Annotated in this window: 17 protein-coding genes; 13 read left to right on the forward strand and 4 right to left on the reverse strand. The window is 63.9% G+C overall.

Translation table 11 applies throughout. From position 1 onward, the window contains the following. Positions 1–4: 4 nt before the first annotated feature. The 6 genes from AC1RR3_RS18295 to pnp all read left to right on the forward strand — a co-directional run bounded on the left by AC1RR3_RS18295 (position 5) and on the right by pnp (position 8,059). Complete coding sequence (locus AC1RR3_RS18295) at positions 5–688, forward strand: RNA-binding protein (protein ID WP_492824507.1); 684 nt, start codon at positions 5–7, stop codon at positions 686–688. Between the two features lie 70 nt (positions 689–758). Further along, positions 759–3,467 (forward strand): translation initiation factor IF-2, encoded by a 2,709-nt coding sequence (infB, locus tag AC1RR3_RS18300; RefSeq protein ID WP_492824508.1) that lies wholly within the window; start codon positions 759–761, stop codon positions 3,465–3,467. A gap of 156 nt (positions 3,468–3,623) precedes the next feature. Continuing rightward, positions 3,624–4,058, forward strand: coding sequence for a 30S ribosome-binding factor RbfA (gene rbfA, locus AC1RR3_RS18305; RefSeq protein ID WP_492824509.1), 435 nt, complete (start codon positions 3,624–3,626; stop codon positions 4,056–4,058). Continuing rightward, positions 4,055–5,173 carry a tRNA pseudouridine(55) synthase TruB gene (gene truB / locus AC1RR3_RS18310; protein ID WP_492824510.1) on the forward strand — a complete coding sequence of 373 codons (1,119 nt, stop codon included), beginning with the start codon at positions 4,055–4,057 and terminating at the stop codon, positions 5,171–5,173. The genes rbfA and truB overlap by 4 nt, the downstream gene beginning before the upstream one ends. 2 nt (positions 5,174–5,175) lie before the next feature. Then, positions 5,176–5,445: a 30S ribosomal protein S15 gene (rpsO, locus tag AC1RR3_RS18315; protein WP_008131787.1), complete on the forward strand. Its 270-nt coding sequence runs from the start codon at positions 5,176–5,178 to the stop codon at positions 5,443–5,445. Positions 5,446–5,902: 457 nt separating this feature from the next. Next, positions 5,903–8,059: a polyribonucleotide nucleotidyltransferase gene (pnp, locus tag AC1RR3_RS18320; protein ID WP_492824511.1), complete on the forward strand. Its 2,157-nt coding sequence runs from the start codon at positions 5,903–5,905 to the stop codon at positions 8,057–8,059. 231 nt (positions 8,060–8,290) lie between these two features. On the opposite strand, the gene katG is transcribed toward pnp, so the two are convergent. Continuing rightward, the gene (gene katG / locus AC1RR3_RS18325; RefSeq protein ID WP_492824512.1) at positions 8,291–10,456 is read right to left on the reverse strand and encodes a catalase/peroxidase HPI; all 2,166 of its coding nucleotides are present in this window, start codon (positions 10,454–10,456) and stop codon (positions 8,291–8,293) included. Between the two features lie 114 nt (positions 10,457–10,570). Here katG and AC1RR3_RS18330 point away from each other — a divergent pair, with 114 nt between their 5' ends. From AC1RR3_RS18330 to AC1RR3_RS18355, 6 genes are all read left to right on the forward strand, one after another. Further along, complete coding sequence (locus AC1RR3_RS18330; protein ID WP_492824513.1) at positions 10,571–11,497, forward strand: hydrogen peroxide-inducible genes activator; 927 nt, start codon at positions 10,571–10,573, stop codon at positions 11,495–11,497. 7 nt (positions 11,498–11,504) lie between these two features. Then, positions 11,505–11,969 carry a GNAT family N-acetyltransferase gene (locus AC1RR3_RS18335; RefSeq protein ID WP_492824514.1) on the forward strand — a complete coding sequence of 155 codons (465 nt, stop codon included), beginning with the start codon at positions 11,505–11,507 and terminating at the stop codon, positions 11,967–11,969. A gap of 130 nt (positions 11,970–12,099) precedes the next feature. Then, on the forward strand, positions 12,100–12,894 hold the full coding sequence (locus AC1RR3_RS18340) for a hypothetical protein (RefSeq protein ID WP_492824515.1): 795 nt from the start codon (positions 12,100–12,102) through the stop codon (positions 12,892–12,894). A 13-nt stretch (positions 12,895–12,907) separates the two neighbouring features. Then, positions 12,908–13,039, forward strand: a complete 132-nt coding sequence (locus AC1RR3_RS18345; RefSeq protein ID WP_492824516.1) for a hypothetical protein — start codon at positions 12,908–12,910, stop codon at positions 13,037–13,039. Next, entirely contained in the window at positions 13,036–13,302 is a 267-nt protein-coding gene (locus tag AC1RR3_RS18350) for a hypothetical protein (protein WP_492824517.1), read from the forward strand. The genes AC1RR3_RS18345 and AC1RR3_RS18350 overlap by 4 nt, the downstream gene beginning before the upstream one ends. Positions 13,303–13,416: 114 nt before the next feature. After that, positions 13,417–14,013 (forward strand): glutathione S-transferase family protein, encoded by a 597-nt coding sequence (locus AC1RR3_RS18355; protein WP_492824518.1) that lies wholly within the window; start codon positions 13,417–13,419, stop codon positions 14,011–14,013. On the opposite strand, the gene fabI is transcribed toward AC1RR3_RS18355, so the two are convergent. From fabI to fabA, 3 genes are all read right to left on the reverse strand, one after another. Next, on the reverse strand, positions 14,010–14,810 hold the full coding sequence (gene fabI / locus AC1RR3_RS18360) for an enoyl-ACP reductase FabI (RefSeq protein WP_492824519.1): 801 nt from the start codon (positions 14,808–14,810) through the stop codon (positions 14,010–14,012). The two genes, AC1RR3_RS18355 and fabI, sit on opposite strands and share 4 nt — an antisense overlap. A gap of 157 nt (positions 14,811–14,967) precedes the next feature. Further along, positions 14,968–16,191 (reverse strand): beta-ketoacyl-ACP synthase I, encoded by a 1,224-nt coding sequence (gene fabB / locus AC1RR3_RS18365; RefSeq protein ID WP_492824520.1) that lies wholly within the window; start codon positions 16,189–16,191, stop codon positions 14,968–14,970. 40 nt (positions 16,192–16,231) lie between these two features. Next, a complete protein-coding gene (gene fabA, locus AC1RR3_RS18370) occupies positions 16,232–16,753 on the reverse strand; it encodes a bifunctional 3-hydroxydecanoyl-ACP dehydratase/trans-2-decenoyl-ACP isomerase (RefSeq protein ID WP_008131765.1) in 522 nt (173 codons plus the stop codon). A gap of 354 nt (positions 16,754–17,107) precedes the next feature. On the opposite strand from fabA, the gene irrA reads away from it, so the two are divergent. Then, positions 17,108–17,599, forward strand: coding sequence for an iron response transcriptional regulator IrrA (irrA, locus tag AC1RR3_RS18375; RefSeq protein WP_492824521.1), 492 nt, complete (start codon positions 17,108–17,110; stop codon positions 17,597–17,599). Positions 17,600–17,628: the final 29 nt, after the last annotated feature.

Raw genomic sequence — 17,628 nt, forward strand, 5'->3', positions numbered from 1 at the left:
CCGGATGCTTGCAGATACTGACCCCGAACTTGACCATGGACCGCGGACCGAAAGGTCCGCGACCATGCGCATGTGCGCGGTCAGCCGCGAGGTCCGGCCGATCGACGAGCTGATCCGCTTCGTCCTATCGCCGCAAGGCGCGATAGTTCCCGATCTCAAGCGCAAGCTGCCCGGACGCGGCATGTGGGTCACAGCCTCACGAGAGGTGGTTGCGGAAGCCGTGCGGCGTCACCATTTTGGCAGGGCCTTCAAGCGCGAGCTCCGCATTCCCCAGACGCTTCCCGCCGATATCGAGGCGCTCCTGGTTCGGAGCGTGACCGAATCTCTTGGGATTGCTGCCAAGGCGGGCCAGGTTGTGGCCGGTTTCGGCAAGGTCGAAAGCGGCCTGCGGGAAGGCACGGTCGAGGTCCTGATCCATGCCAGCGACGGGGCCGCGGACGGAATCCGCAAATTGGACACGCTGGCGCGTCAAAATGACGGAAATCGTGGCACCAGGCCGCAGATTCCCGTCGTCACCGCACTGAAATCGATAGAATTGGATTTGGCACTTACCCGGTCAAATGTGATACATGCTGCCCTGCTCGCGGGCCCGGCGAGCAAGTCATTCCTGTCACGTAGCCAGATGCTGGTCCGATACCGGATGGCGCACGATGACAAGACTGCCGAAAAGCCCGGCCAGGATTTCTGAGAGATAACGACGACCCGATAGGACGGTGCGGCAACGCACAACGCTAACAGATCAGGATTAGGACTGCTGAATGGTTGATACCAAGACCCCTGACGACAAGAAGCTGAGCGTTCCGAGCAAGACGCTATCGCTCAAGCCGCGCGTCGAAACGGGCACTGTCCGCCAGAGCTTCAGCCATGGCCGCAGCAAGCAGGTCGTGGTCGAGAAGCGCGGCAAGCGCCGCATCGACGGCAGCCCCGAGCCGCAGGCTCCCACGGTTGTTGCAAAGCCGGCTCCGGCCGCGCCTGCACCTGCTCCCGCGCGCCCGGCACCGCCGCGTAACTCCGGCTCCGGCGTGGTGCTGCGGACCCTGACCGAGGACGAACGTTCCGCCCGCGCCAGCGCGCTGGCCGATGCCAAGGTGCGCGAAGTCGAAGAGCGCCGCCAGGCCGAGGAAGAGGCCCAGCGCCGCGCTGTCCGCGAGGCCGCCGAACGCACCGAGCGCGAAGCCGCCGAATCCCGCCGTAAGGCCGAGGAAGAACGTCATCGCCACGAGGACGAAGCCAAGCGCAAGGCCGAGACCGAGGCCAAGAAGCGTTTTGGCGAAGGCGAGCAGCCGTCCGCTCCCCGCCCCGCAGCTGCTGCGGCCCCGGCCGCTCCTGCGCCGCGTCCTGGCGCGCCTGCAGCGCGGCCCGGCACCACCACAACCACGGCACGCCCGGGAACAACGACCGCGCGCCCCGGAACGACCACGGCGCGGCCGACAGGCGGCCCGCTGGGTCGCGCTCCCGCGGTCGCAGCCGGACCGGACGAGGACGATGGTCCGCGCCAGATCCGCCGCGGTCCCGGCGGTGCTGCACGTCCTGTGGTGGCCCCCAAGCCCACCCACAAGCCCGGCCCGCAGAAAGAGCGCGGCCGCCTGACGGTCGTCACCGCGCTCAACGCCGACGAGGTGCGCGAACGCTCGATCGCGTCGTTCCGCCGCCGCACCCAGCGCCTGAAGGGCCATGCCGCGAACGAGCCGAAGGAAAAGCTCATCCGCGAGGTGATCATTCCGGAAGCGATCACGATCCAGGAGCTCGCCAACCGCATGGCCGAGCGCGCGGTGGAAATCATCCGCATGCTGATGAAGCAGGGCGCGATTCACAAGATCACCGACGTGATCGACGCCGACACTGCGCAGCTGATCGCCGAAGAGCTGGGGCACACCGTCAAGCGCGTTGCCGCGTCCGACGTTGAAGAAGGCCTGTTCGACGCCACCGACGATTCCACCGACACCGAGACCCGCTCTCCGGTCGTCACCGTCATGGGCCACGTCGATCACGGCAAGACCTCGCTGCTCGATGCGCTCCGTCATGCCAACGTTGTCTCCGGCGAAGCCGGCGGCATCACCCAGCATATCGGCGCCTATCAGGTGCTGTCGCCCGAGAGCGGCAAGAAGATCACCTTCATCGACACGCCCGGCCACGCCGCGTTCACCGCGATGCGCGCCCGCGGCGCCAAGGTCACCGACATCGTCGTGCTGGTGGTTGCGGCCGATGACGGCGTCATGCCGCAGACAATCGAAGCCATCAACCACGCCAAGGCGGCGCGGGTGCCGATCATCGTTGCCATCAACAAGATCGACAAGCCCGATGCCAAGCCCGAGCGCGTGCGCACCGAGCTGCTCCAGCACGAGGTGCAGGTGGAATCCTTCGGCGGCGAAGTCGTCGACGTCGAAGTGTCCGCCAAGAACAAGACCAATCTCGACAAGCTGCTCGAGATGATCGCGCTGCAGGCCGACATCCTCGACCTGAAGACCAATTCGGAGCGTCCGGCCGAGGGCACCGTGATCGAGGCCAAGCTCGACCGCGGCCGTGGTCCGGTTGCGACCGTGCTGGTCCAGCGCGGCACGCTTCGTGTCGGTGACATCATCGTCGCCGGCGCCGAGATGGGACGCGTCCGCGCGCTGATCTCGGATCAGGGCGAGACGGTGCAGGAAGCCGGCCCCTCGGTGCCAGTCGAAGTGCTCGGCTTCAACGGTCCGCCGGAAGCCGGCGATCGTCTCGCGGTCGTCGAGAACGAAGCCCGCGCCCGCCAGGTCACGAGCTACCGCGCGCACCAGAAGCGCGAGAACGCGGCTGCCTCGATCTCCGGCATGCGCGGCTCGCTCGAGCAGATGATGTCGCAGCTGAAGACGGCGGGCCGCAAGGAATTCCCGCTGATCATCAAGGCCGACGTGCAGGGCTCGCTGGAAGCGATCCTCGGCTCGCTGGAGAAGCTCGGCACCGACGAAGTCGCCGCCCGCATCCTGCATGCCGGCGTCGGCGGCATCTCGGAATCGGACGTGACGCTCGCGGAAGGCTTCAACGCCGCGATCATCGGCTTCTCGGTTCGTGCCAACAAGGAAGCCGCTGCGGCCGCCAAGCGCAACGGCATCGAGATCCGCTACTACAACATCATCTACGACCTCGTGGACGACGTGAAGAAGGCGATGAGCGGTCTGCTCGCGCCGACCTTGCGCGAAACCATGCTCGGCAATGCCGCGATCCTGGAGATCTTCAACATCTCCAAGGTCGGCAAGGTCGCCGGCTGCCGCGTCACCGACGGCACCGTGGAACGCGGCGCCAATGTGCGCCTGATCCGCGACAATGTCGTCGTGCACGAAGGCAAGCTGTCGACGCTGAAGCGCTTCAAGGACGAAGTGAAGGAAGTCCAGTCCGGTCAGGAATGCGGCATGGCCTTCGAGAACTACCACGACATGCGCGCCGGTGACGTGATCGAGTGTTACCGCGTGGAGACGATCCAGCGCTCCCTGTAAGTCCAAATCTTACCGAAGCGTCCGGATCTTTTTGAACTGAAATTGCGGGAGTGCGATGGCCGGATTTATTCCGGCCATCCACGCCTCATTCGTTTCAACAGGACAAATGACAATGCTCGTGTCCCAAACGCGGGCACGACGAGGTGATTTTTAGAAATGCCCCGCCACCATCAGAAGAAAAGTTCCGCGCCAGGCGGAGGCTCGCAACGCCAGTTGCGCGTCGGCGAGCAGGTTCGCCACGCGATAGCCGAGATTCTGGCGCAAGGCAGCGTGCATGATGCGGATCTTGAAGGTCACATCATCACCGTGCCGGAGGTGCGGATGTCACCCGACCTGAAGCTCGCGACAATCTACGTGATGCCGCTCGGTGGCCGCGACACCGAGGTGGTTCTCGCTGCGCTCGAGCGCAACAAGAAATTCCTGCGCGGCGAAGTCGCGCGGCGCGTTAACTTGAAATTTGCACCTGATCTTCGCTTCCGCGTCGACGAGCGATTCGACGAAGCGGAACGGATCGAGAAGCTTTTGCGAACGCCTGCGGTGCAAAGAGACTTGGAACAGGATCCGGATTCGGATCGGGAAGAAGAGCAATGACGATGGACCCGGCTCACGGCACGATCGGCGGCGAAGAGACCGATGCGCGCGACGTGCAGAAAAATAATTTTGCGGATCTGGGCGACAATTCTCAGCCGCACCAGGAGCCGCGCCGCGTCAACAACGATCCGCGCGCCAAGCACCAGAAGGGCAACCAGCCGCGCCGCGACCGCCGCGACGTCCATGGCTGGGTCGTGCTCGACAAACCGATCGGCATGACCTCGACGCAGGCCGTCGCCGTGCTCAAGCGCCTGTTCAACGCCAAGCGCGCCGGACACGCCGGCACGCTCGATCCGCTCGCCTCCGGCGGCCTGCCCATTGCACTTGGAGAAGCGACCAAGACGGTTCCCTTCGTCATGGACGGCCGCAAGCGCTACCAGTTCACCGTGTGCTGGGGCGAGGAGCGCGACACCGACGACATCGAGGGCCGGGTGACCGCGACCTCCGAGCAGCGCCCGACCCGCGAGGCGATCCTCGCCCTCCTGCCCCGCTTCACCGGGGTGATCGAGCAGATCCCGCCGCGCTATTCCGCGATCAAGGTCCAGGGCGAGCGCGCCTACGACCTCGCCCGCGACGGCGAGATCGTGGAACTGGCCCCCCGCCCGGTCGAAATTCACCATTTAACCCTTGTAGATCAACCGGATAACGATCGAGCCGTGTTCGAGGCCGAGTGCGGCAAGGGCACCTATGTCCGTGCGCTGGCCCGCGATATGGGCCGGATTCTCGGTACTTACGGCCATATCTGCGCACTCAGGCGGACCCTGGTCGGGCCATTTGACGAGAACGACATGATTCCGCTGGATCAGTTGGAGGCTTTGTGCGATAGAGCCGCGTCCGGCGAGGGCAGCCTCGCCGACGCGCTTATGCCCGTTGAGACCGCGCTGGACGACATCCCGGCACTGGCCGTCACTCGGGCTGATGCGGCAAGGCTCCATCGGGGCCAAGCCGTTTTATTGCGCGGACGGGATGCGCCCACTAGTAGCGGCACAGTCTATGTCACGGTAGCAGGCCGTCTCTTGGCGCTTGCTGAAGTCGGCAATGGCGAAATCATCCCCAAGCGTGTGTTCAACCTGACCGGCCTGACTGCCAGCTCCGGTCGTAACGAGAGAAATTGACGATGTCGATTGCCGCAGAACGCAAAGCGGAAGTCATCAAGACGAATGCCAACAAAGCCGGCGACACCGGTTCGCCCGAGGTGCAGGTCGCGATCCTGTCGGAACGCATCAACAACCTCACGAACCATTTCAAGACCCACGTGAAGGACAACCATTCGCGTCGCGGCCTCTTGAAGCTGGTGTCGACCCGCCGCTCGCTCCTCGACTACCTCAAGAAGCGGGACGAAGCGCGCTACAAGGCCCTGCTCGAGAAGCACAACATTCGTCGTTAAGTGTTCCTGCGCGCGCCAATGGCGCGCGTTTTCGCGCGTGGTTTCGAACGAAAGCGTTTGCTTAAAGGTTTTTGATCGAGGCTGCGTGCGCGTCGGGTGCGGGCCAAAGCTCTATGATTCGCGCTTTGGGTTGTTGTTTGAGCATGATCTTTCCGGAAAACCGCTTCACACTTTTCCGGATCATGCTTTGACGATTCGCATCCGGGGTATGATCGGCGAAGACCGCGGTTCGGTGTTCGCGTTCGTGCCGACTGACAGTCCAGCAGCAATCCGGCGGCTGGGCACAACGGGCAAGGCGCCCGTATGACCCGAAAGGATGGACGCCATCCGAAATCCGAAAACCATGGCAGGATCGCAGGACGCTGATCGCCCGCTCCGATCAGCGTCCTGCAATCTTGACATGGTTTTTGTTTTTCGAGCCGTCCCTTCTTTCGAGAACCCATGAAAGAAGACCTCTATGTTCAATAAGCATTCAGTCGAGATCGACTGGGGCGGACGCCCTCTCAAGCTCGAAACCGGCAAGATCGCACGTCAGGCTGACGGCGCCGTCGTCGCCACCTATGGCGAGACCGTGGTGCTCGCCACCGTCGTCGCCGCGAAGTCGCCGCGCGAAGGCGTCGACTTCCTGCCGCTGACCGTCGACTACCAGGAAAAGACCTACGCTGCGGGGCGCATTCCCGGCGGCTATTTCAAGCGCGAGGGTCGTCCAACCGAGAAGGAGACGCTGGTCTCCCGCCTGATCGACCGTCCGATCCGTCCGCTGTTCGTCGACGGCTGGCGCAACGAGACCCAGGTGATCGTCACCGTACTGTCGCACGACATGGAAAACGACCCTGACATCGTGGCGCTGGTGGCATCGTCGGCTGCGCTGACCCTGTCCGGCGCGCCCTTCAAGGGTCCGATCGGCGCAGCGCGCGTCGGCTTCGCCAATGACGAGTTCATCCTCAACCCGACGCTCGACGAAATGGTCGACACCCAGCTCGACCTGGTCGTCGCCGGCACCGCCGACGCCGTGCTGATGGTGGAATCGGAAGCCAAGGAGCTGAACGAAGACATCATGCTCGGCGCCGTGATGTTCGGTCACCGCCACTTCCAGCCGGTGATCAACGCGATCATCGAGCTTGCCGAGAAGGCCGCCAAGGAGCCGCGCGAAGTCACCGTCATCGACAATTCCGCGCTCGAAAAGGAAATGCTCGGCCTCGTCGAGCAGGAACTGCGCAGCGCCTACGCCATTCCGGTCAAGCAGGACCGCTATGCCGCGGTCGGCAAGGTCAAGGAAAAGGTGATCGCCCACTACTTCCCCGAAGGGCAGGAGCCGAAATACGACAAGCTGCGCATCGGCGCCGTGTTCAAGGAGCTGGAAGCGAAGATCGTTCGCTGGAACATCCTCGACACCGGCAAGCGCATCGACGGTCGCGATTCCAAGACCGTGCGCAACATCGTCGCCGAAGTCGGCGTGCTGCCCCGCGCCCACGGCTCGGCGCTGTTCACCCGCGGCGAGACCCAGGGCCTGGTCGTGACCACGCTCGGCACCGGCGAGGACGAGCAGTACATCGACGCGCTGTCGGGAACGTACAAAGAGACGTTCCTGCTGCACTACAACTTCCCTCCCTACTCGGTCGGTGAGACCGGTCGCCTCGGCGGCACCAAGCGCCGCGAGATCGGCCACGGCAAGCTGGCCTGGCGTGCGATCCACCCGGTGCTGCCGCCGCATCACGAGTTCCCCTACACGATCCGCGTGGTGTCGGAGATCACCGAATCCAACGGCTCCTCGTCGATGGCTTCGGTCTGCGGCGCCTCGCTCGCGCTGATGGACGCCGGCGTGCCGTTGAAGCGGCCGACCGCGGGCATCGCGATGGGCCTGATCCTCGAAGACAAGCGCTTCGCGGTTCTCTCGGACATCCTCGGTGACGAAGACCATCTCGGCGACATGGACTTCAAGGTCGCCGGCACGGAAGCGGGCATCACCTCGCTCCAGATGGACATCAAGATCGAGGGCATCACCGAGGAGATCATGAAGGTCGCGCTCGGTCAGGCCAAGGATGGACGTATCCACATCCTCGGCGAGATGGCCAAGGCGCTCACCAACGCCCGCGCCGAGCTCGGCGAATACGCGCCGCGCATCGAGACCTTCAAGATCGCCACCGACAAGATCCGCGAAGTGATCGGCACCGGCGGCAAGGTGATCCGCGAGATCGTCGAGAAGACCGGCGCCAAGGTCAACATCGAGGACGACGGCACCGTGAAGGTCGCCTCCTCCGACGGCGAGGCGATGAAGGCCGCGATCAAATGGATCAAGTCGATCGCGTCCGATCCGGAAGTCGGCCAGATCTATGACGGAACCGTCGTCAAGGTGATGGAGTTCGGCGCCTTCGTGAACTTCTTCGGTTCCAAGGATGGCCTCGTCCACATCAGCCAGCTCGCTTCGGCGCGCGTGCAGAAGACCTCCGACGTCGTCAAGGAAGGCGACAAGGTCAAGGTCAAGCTGCTCGGCTTCGACGACCGCGGCAAGACCCGCCTGTCGATGAAGGTCGTCGACCAGACCACCGGCGAAGACCTCGAGGGCAAGGGCGGCGACGGCGAGAAGGCCCCGCGCGAAGCGGCCGGCGAGTAAATCTCGCTCTCATCAGAAACACGAAGGGCGGCCTCGCGGCCGCCCTTTTTGTTTGCCGGTGCTCGCTCCGGGCGATATGCGCTCCCTCTCCCGCTTGCGGGAGAGGGCTGGGGAGAGGGTTTCTCCACGGAGGGACTCCCATCGAGGAGAAAGCCCCCACCCGCGCCTTCGGCGCGACCTCCCCCGCAAGCGGGAGAGGTTGCACCGAGCCCGAGGCGAGATCAGCTGGCCTCAGGCGGCGATGTCGTACCGGTCGAGGTTCATCACCTTGGTCCAGGCCTTGGCGAAGTCCTTCACGAACTGCTCCTTGGCATCCGACGTGGCATAGACCTCGGCGTAGGCGCGGAGCTGCGAGTGCGCGCCGAAGATGAGGTCGGCGCGTGTGCCGGTCCACTTCACCGCGTTGGTCTTGCGGTCGCGGGCTTCGTAGCTGCCGTCAGCTGCCGACGTCCACTGCGCGCTCATGTCGAGCAGGTTGACGAAGAAGTCGTTGGTGAGTGTTCCCACCTTGGAGGTGAGGACGCCGTTCTTTGAATCAGCCGCGTTGGCACCGAGCACGCGCAGGCCGCCGACAAGCACCGTCATTTCGGGGCCGGTGAGCCGGAGCAGCTGCGCGCGATCGACGAGCGCCTCTTCCTGCTGCAGGAACTGATGCCGCTTGCCGACGAAGTTGCGGAAACCATCGGCCCGGGGCTCCAGCGGAGCGAAGGAAGCCGCATCGGTCTGCTCTTGCGAGGCGTCCATGCGGCCCGGGGTGAAGCCAACCTTGACGTCAACGCCGGCATCCTTCGCGGCCTTCTCGACCGCGGCGGTGCCGCCGAGCACGATGAGGTCCGCGAGCGAGACCTTCTTGGCGCCTGATGACGCGTTGAAGTCCTTCTGGATCGCTTCGAGCTTGCCGAGAACCTTCGAGAGCTGAGCCGGCTGGTTCACCTCCCAGTCCTTCTGCGGAGCAAGCCGGATGCGCGCACCGTTGGCGCCACCGCGCTTGTCCGAGCCGCGGAACGTCGAGGCCGACGCCCAGGCGGTCGAGACCAGCTCGGGCACCGAGAGACCCGAAGCCAGGATCTTGGTCTTCAGTGCGGCGATGTCCTGATCGCTGGCCAGCTCGTGATTCACGGCCGGGATCGGATCCTGCCAGATCAGCGTCTCCTTCGGCACCAGCGGACCGAGATAGCGCTGGATCGGGCCCATGTCGCGATGGGTGAGCTTGAACCAGGCGCGGGCGAAGGCGTCCGCGAACTGGGCCGGGTTTTCGAGGAAGCGGCGCGAGATCTTCTCGTAGGCCGGATCCATGCGCAGCGACAGGTCGGTCGTCAGCATCGTCGGCCGATGCTTCTTGGACTTGTCGAAGGCATCGGGAATGATCGCGTCGGCCCCCTTGGCCGTCCACTGCTGCGCACCGCCCGGGCTCTTCGTCAGCTCCCATTCGAACTTGAACAGGTTCTCGAAGAAGTTGTTGCTCCACTTCGTCGGCGTTGTCGTCCAGGTCACCTCGAGACCGCTGGTGATGGAATCACCGGCGAGGCCCGACGCGTGCTTGCTCTTCCAGCCGAGGCCCTGATCCTCGAGTGCGCCCGCTTCCGGCTCCGGTCCGACCAGCGAGGGATCACCCGCGCCATGGGTTTTGCCGAAGGTGTGGCCGCCGGCGATCAGCGCGACGGTCTCTTCGTCGTTCATCGCCATGCGGGCGAAGGTCTCGCGGATGTCCTTGGCCGCGGCGACCGGATCCGGCTTGCCGTTCGGGCCTTCCGGATTGACGTAGATGAGGCCCATCTGCACCGCGCCGAGCGGCTCGGCGAGCTCGCGTTCGCCGCTGTAGCGCTCATCGCCCAGCCAGCTGCCTTCGGGACCCCAATAGAGCTCTTCCGGCTCCCACACGTCGGCGCGGCCACCCGCAAAACCGAACGTCTTGAAGCCCATCGATTCCAGCGCAACGTTGCCGGCGAGCACCATCAAATCGGCCCAGGAGATCTTGCGACCATATTTCTGCTTGATCGGCCAGAGCAGCCGGCGCGCCTTGTCGAGGTTCGCGTTGTCGGGCCAGCTGTTGAGGGGGGCGAAACGCTGCTGACCGGCGCCGGCGCCACCGCGGCCGTCGGTGGTGCGATACGTGCCTGCGCTATGCCAGGCCATGCGGATCATGAGGCCGCCATAGTGACCGAAGTCGGCGGGCCACCATTCCTGTGAATCCGTCATCAGAGCGGTCAGATCCTTGATGACCGCATTCAGGTCGAGCGACTTGAATTCCTTGGCGTAGTCGAAGTCCTTGCCCATCGGGTCGGACAGGCCTGAATTCTTGTGCAGCATCTCGATGCTGAGCTGTGTCGGCCACCAATCGCGGTTCGCCGGCACGCGTTTTCCACCCGAAAACGGGCACTTCGAAGAGTCGTCCATGAATACCTCCTCTGGTGGCGTCGAACTCGCGCCATTGACCAGGTAGAACCACTCTAAGCCTCCCATTCCATCAGGGGAAGTTGACTTTAATGATCGCTGCGATAGGATTTTCTGATGGCCAACGTGACAATGCGCCAGCTCCGGTATTTCGACGCGCTGGCGCGCCACGGTCATTTCGGCCGTGCGGCGGAGGCAAGCTCGATCTCGCAGCCAGCCCTGTCGATGCAGATCAAGGAACTGGAGGACGCACTCGGCGGCCTGCTGCTGGAGCGCAGCGCCCGGCAGGTGGCGCTGACCCGGTTCGGAGAAGAGCTCGCACCGCGCGTTCGCGACATCTTGCGTTCCGTGGACGAGCTCGGCGATTTCGCCCGCGCCTCGCAGGACCGGTTCGCCGGCCGGCTGCGGATCGGGATGATCCCGACGATCGCGCCGTATCTGCTGCCCAAGATCACCAAGAATCTCACGCGCCTGCATCCGGAGCTCGACATCCGCGTGCGCGAGACGATGACGCCGCGGCTGATCCAGGAACTGGTGGAAGGCCGGCTCGACACCGCCATCGTCGCGCTGCCCGTGTCGGAGCCCTCTCTCACCGAAGTCGCGCTGTTCGACGAGAAATTCCTGCTGGTGCGGCCGGGCACGGATGCCGGCATCCCGCCGCCTTCGCGCGAGATGATGCGGGAGATGCGGCTGCTGCTGCTCGAAGAGGGGCACTGCTTCCGCGACCAGGCGCTGTCGTTCTGCAACATGCAATCGGCACCGCCACGCGAGATGCTGGATGCGAACTCGCTGTCGACGCTGGTCCAGATGGTCAGCGCCGGCATCGGCGTCACCCTGATTCCGGAAATGGCGGTGTCGGTGGAAACACGATCGGCCTCAGTTTCGCTGTCGCGCTTTCGCGACCCGGAGCCTTCGCGCACGATCGGCATGGTCTGGCGCAAGACCAGTCCTCTGGCGCGGCAACTGCTGCAGATTTCGGAGGTGGTGTGCCTGTCGGCCGGCAAGGTGCGCGCACGGCAATCGGTACGCGGCCAACGGGCGTAGGGCTCCGATGTCACATCCGGTCATCCGCCCCGCCTGCGTCGACGAATATGACGAAATCGCCCGCGTCTGGATGGAAAGCTGGGTCTCGACCGGGCTTGCCGAGGCCAGCAACTTCCTGCTGGCAAACCTGCGTGCACGTGTCAGGCGCGAGATCGAGGACGGCTGGACCCTGTACGCCGCCGACGACAACGGCACCATCGCCGCGATGCTGGCGCTGCATCTGCCAAAGTTTTATCTCGACCAGCTCTTCGTCGCCCCCGCTTATCAGGGCCAGTCGCTCGGCCGGCAACTGCTCGCCTTCACGCGCACGCAATTGCCCGATGAGATCGAACTGCGCTGTGTGCGCGAGAATGAAAAAGCCTGGCGCTGGTATGAGCGCGAAGGCTTTGTGTTCGAGACGGAAGACATTTCCCCGGTGACGGGTTTCACGATGAAATGCTATCGGTGGAAGCGGCAGCGCGGCGCCGAATAGGCAACGAACGCCGGACGCAGCTTGCGGTTGTCAAGATCCCCACCTAGTGTGGTGTGGCCAATAACCTCCTGCCTCTGATCTCCCGGAATCCATGGTTCGAATTGCTGTCTCGCTGATCGCGCTGCTGTTCATGCTTGGCTCGGCGGTCGCGCAAACCCCTCCCGCACCCACCGCGCCTCCCGCTCAAGCTGCGACACCGGCCAAGCGGGCACCCAAGAAGGCGGCGAAGCCGAAGGCTCCGGCCAAACCTGCGGAGCCAACGACTTCAGGTCCCTGCGGCATCGGCGTGATCGCGGCGACGCAGGACCCGTTCGTCGTCGAGAAGATCGGCCTGACGGTGTTCGGAAACGAATATGCGGAAGTGCCGGTGTCCTGGGGCCTTGACGATGTTGTTTTCGCGCAAGTGCGTGCGGCAGCAGGTGCCACGCCGGTACGGCGAATTGCCTACGCCAAAGGCACGTTCGACGCCTTCTATCACCCGAAGCCCAGTCTGTTTCGCAACGAACGCGAAGAACTGTCAACCCTGATCCGTCAGATCGCGGGCAATGCCGGCTGCGAACGATATGTCGTCGTGACGCGGGGCGAGGGGGTGCTGCCGGGGACCAATCTGCCACTGCGAGGACTGGGCATGTTCAATCGCGGCATAGGCATCATCAGTTATACGTTTCTGTACGCCTATGTCGGCGTGACCGTGTTCGACGGCCAGACCTTCGAAATCAGGAAGGGGCCTGCGCTGACGCTGGAAGGTGTCGTGAAGCACATGGCTGACGGCTTTGGGCAAGACCCGCATCTGCACAAAATGGACAATTCCCTGTTTCCGGCCACAGCGGCCGACGCCGCCAACAACACGATCCTGCGCGACAACATGCGCGATTTCCTGACGGAGCGGCTGGACAAAATCTTGCCGCCGTATTTCGCACCGTGAGCAGTGCCGGAGCATGATCAACATTCTGGTCGTTGCAGCCGCCCTGGCCTCTTATGCGCTGATGTCTCCGGCGGAAGCCAGCGCGAATTCGGCATTGGCATCTCGCAATACCCTCTCGATGGGCCAGGGCACCTCTTCGCCATGATGTACATCAGGGTCTATGACGGTGCGACTTTCGCGTTGATCAGGGAGGCGCCAGCCGTGACGACCGAGGACACATTTGCGGAGCGCGTAATGCACAATCCGCTTGGCGGGCCGTCCATGCAGGTGGACCGCGCGATGTTTCCGGAGAAGCCGGCGGATGCAGTCAACAATCCGGTGCTGCGCGATGGTGTACGAACGATGCTGACAAAGAGCCTCGACAAGACGCTGCCGGCCCTGCTGCAACGCTCATCTCCGTCGCGTTGACCAAGATGTCGCTCGCAGAGCGGCTCGTCCAACCAGGCGTAGTGCGTTGCGTATCCGACGCAAACACGCGATGAATAGCCTGCGCCCGTCTACGCTCGAGAAAAGGTCCGCCCCATGATCAAGCTCTATTGGTCGCCCCGCTCGCGCTCGTTCACGACGCTCTGGCTGATGGAAGAGAGCGGCCTGCCCTATGAGCGCGTGCTGACCGACATCTCGACCGGTGCGCAGAAGGCGCCGGACTATTTGAAGGTCAATCCGATGGGCAAGGTGCCGGCGCTGAGCGACGGCGATGCCGCGCTCGGCGAAGCCGCGGCGATCTGCGCCTACATCGCCGACCGCTATCCCGAGACGAAGCTTGCGCCTGATGTGACCGACCCGCGTCGTGCGCGCTATCTGCAATGGCTGTTCTTCTCGCCGGGCTGTATCGAGCCCGCCATCATCCAGATCTTCACCAAGATCGAGATTCCGACCTCGACCGCGGCCTGGGGCAGCGCGACGCAGGTCTTCGACGTGCTGGAAGCCGCGCTCGCCAAAGGGCCCTGGATTCTCGGCGAGGAGTTTTCAGCCGCCGACATCACAATCGGCTCGGGCCTCAACTTCGCGGTACGCCGGTTCAAGATGGTGCCATCGCGCCCGGCCTTCGATGCCTATCTCGATCGCTGTATGGCGCGGCCGGCATTCCAGCGCGCGGAGAAGATCGCGGCGGGTTAGTCCGGCGTCTTCAAATCGTCCGGCCTCGGCATCAGCACGGTGTTGTAGCCGGAATCGACGTAGTGGATCTCGCCGGTCACGCCGCCGGAGAGATCCGACAACAGATACAGCGCGGAGCCACCAAGCTCGTCGAGCGTGACGCCGCGACGGAGCGGCGAATGCTTTTGCATGAACGCGAACATCGCGCGCGCCTCGCCGATGCCGGAGCCGGCGAGCGTGCGGATGGGGCCGGCGGAGATCGCGTTGACGCGGATGCCGCGCGGTCCGAAATCGGAGGCAAGGTAGCGCACCGAGGCTTCCAGCGCCGCCTTGGCCACGCCCATCACGTTGTAGTTCGGCATCGCGCGCTCCGAGGCGCCGAAGGTCAGCGTGATCATGCTGCCGCCTTCCGTCATCAGCTCAGCAGCGCGCTTGGCGACTTCCGTGAACGAGAAGCAGGAGATCACCATGGTGCGCGAAAAATTCTCGCGGCTGGTGTCGGCGTAGCGTCCCTTCAGCTCGTTCTTGTCGGCAAAACCGATCGCGTGGATGACGAAATCGAGCTTGCCCCATTTCTCCCGAAGCGCGTTGAAGGTCGCATCGACGCTGGCGATGTCCTCGACGTCGCAGGGCAGCACCAGATCAACGCCAAGCTGCTCCGCCAGCGGCTTGACGCGTTTGCCCAAAGCCTCGCCCTGGAAGGTGAAGGCAAGCTCGGCGCCATGGGCATGCAGCGTCTTCGCCATGCCCCAGGCGATCGAATGATCATTGGCGATGCCCATGATCAGACCGCGCTTGCCCTTCATCAAACCTTCCATTGCCTCGCGACTCCTATCATTCCGACGTCATCGCCCGCGCATGCGGGCGATCCAGTATTCCAGAGACAGTCGTTATAAACCGAGAGGCCGCGGCGGACTGGATGCCCGGCTCCCGTGCGCAATTGCGCACAAGGCGCGGCATGACAGCGCGCGGAGCTCACACATCCAGCCGGCTGAACACCAGCGTCGCGTTGGTGCCGCCGAAGCCGAAGGAGTTCGACAGCACCGTGCCGATTTTGACGTTGTCGATGCGCTTGCGCACGATCGGCATGTCGGCGAACACGGGATCGAGCTCCTGGATGTGCGCGCTTTCGCAGATAAAGCCGTTGTTCATCATCAGCAGCGAGTAGATCGCCTCCTGCACGCCGGTCGCGCCGAGCGAGTGGCCGGTCAGCGCCTTGGTCGCCGAGATCGGCGGGCATTTCTCGCCATTTCCGAACACGCGGCGAAGCGCATCGATCTCCGGCGGATCGCCTGCCGGCGTCGAGGTCGCGTGCGGATTGATGTAGTCGACCTTGGTCTTCACCGTCGACATCGCCATGCGCATGCAGCGCTCCGCGCCCTCACCCGACGGCGCGACCATGTCGTAGCCATCGGACGTCGCGCCATAGCCGACGATCTCGCCATAGATGCGCGCGCCGCGCGCCTTGGCATGCTCGAGCTCTTCCAGCACCAGCACGCCGGCACCGCCGGCGATGACGAAGCCGTCGCGGTTGACGTCGTAGGGCCGCGAGGCGGTGGCGGGCGTGTCGTTGTATTTCGAGGACATCGCGCCCATGGCGTCGAACAGCACCGACAGCGACCAGTCCAATTCCTCGCAGCCGCCGGCGAAGATGACGTCCTGCTTGCCGATCTGGATCGTCTCATAGGCGTTGCCGACGCAATGGTTCGACGTCGCGCAGGCCGAGGAGATCGAATAGTTCACGCCCTTGATCTTGAACCAGGTCGCGAGCGTCGCGGAGGCCGTGGAGGACATCGCCTTCGGCACCGCAAACGGTCCGACGCGCTTCGGGCCCTTGGTGCGGGTGATGTCGGCGGATTCGACGATGGTGCGGGCGGAGGGGCCGCCGGAGCCCATGATGATGCCGGTGCGGATGTTGGAGACGTCGTCAGGCGACAGACCGGAGTCCTGGATCGCCTGCTCCATCGCCACGTGATTCCACGCCGCACCCTGACCGAGGAAACGCATGGCGCGGCGGTCGACCACCGTCGAAGGATCGAGCGTCGGCGCACCTTGCACCTGCGAACGGAAGCCGAGCTCGGCATATTTCTCAGCCCGCGAAATGCCCGACTTCGCCTCGTGAAGGCTCGCAAGCACCTCCTGGGTGTTGTTTCCGATGGACGAGACGATGCCCATCCCGGTGACCACAACCCGCCTCATGACAGCCTCGCCTAAATCGTTGTCTTTCTTTGTGATGCGCTCAGCCCAGGCTCACGCCCTGCTTGAACAGGCCGACCTTCAGGTCCTTGGCGCGATAGATAATCTGGTCATCGACCGAAAGCCACCCGTCGGCGATACCCAGCACCAGCTTTGACCGCATCACGCGCTTGATATCGACGTTGTACACAACCTTGCGGGCCTCCGGCAGCACCTGGCCGCTGAACTTCAGCTCGTTCAGGCCCAGCGCGCGACCACGACCTTCGCCACCACTCCAGCCCAGATAAAAGCCGACCATTTGCCACAGCGCATCGAGGCCGAGGCAGCCGGGCATGACAGGATCGTTCTTGAAGTGACAGCCGAAGAACCAGAGGTCGGGCTTCACGTCGAGCTCGGCGCGCACCACGCCCTTGCCGAACTCGCCTCCATTGTCGCTGATATCGGTGATGCGGTCGAACATCAGCATCGGCGGCAGCGGCAGCTGGGCGTTGCCCGGGCCGAACATCTCGCCGCGGGCACATGCCAGCAGATCTTCGTATTCGTAACCGTTGCGCCTGTTCAGCATGCGGAAGCCTCTGTTCTAACCCCGATTGAGCGGCGTTTCTGGCAAAAATGGGCCCCGTTCTGTTCGGAAAGCAACGCCGATTGCTGTCGTCAGCAGGCGCGAATGCCGATAGCCCGGATGGACCTGCGAACCTGGCCTCAATGCCCGGCCGCGCCACAATCGGCTAAGCGGAACCGCGCGCTCTCTAACACAGGCGTTTCGGGTGGCAAAGCGATCTCATGAAGGTAAAGTGACGGTATCCGCGGCCGGTTCCAAACCTGATTAGAACCTCTCTAGTTGCGAGAAACTTGCATCTGCATCTATCTGTCCATATATTGCATATAGATAGTGTCCACGCGTGCCTGAAATCTGGAAATGAGCGAGAATACAGCGCATCACCACGACGACGACGCCCATGCGGCGGCTCTCTTGTCCGGCCGTCAGCCGGCCTTGACCGGCTGCCCGTGGCATGACGTCAACGAAATGCTCCAGTCCGCCGGCCTCCGCCCGACGCGCCAGCGGATGGCGCTGGGCTGGCTCCTATTCGGCAAGGGCGCGCGTCACCTCACGGCTGAAATGCTGTACGAGGAAGCGACGCTGGCCAAGGTGCCGGTGTCGCTGGCGACCGTGTACAACACGCTGAACCAGCTGACCGACGCCGGCCTGCTGCGTCAGGTCAGTGTCGACGGCACCAAGACCTATTTCGACACCAACGTCACCACCCACCACCATTATTACCTCGAGAACAGCCACGAGCTGGTCGACATCGAGGATCCGCATCTGGCGCTGTCCAAGATGCCGGAGGTGCCGGAGGGTTACGAGATCGCGCGCATCGACATGGTCGTGCGCCTGCGCAAGAAGCGCTGAGATCGTCTTACACCGCTGATTTGATCGTC

It is taken from the genome of Bradyrhizobium sp. GW821-FHT13H05, assembly GCF_058804065.1.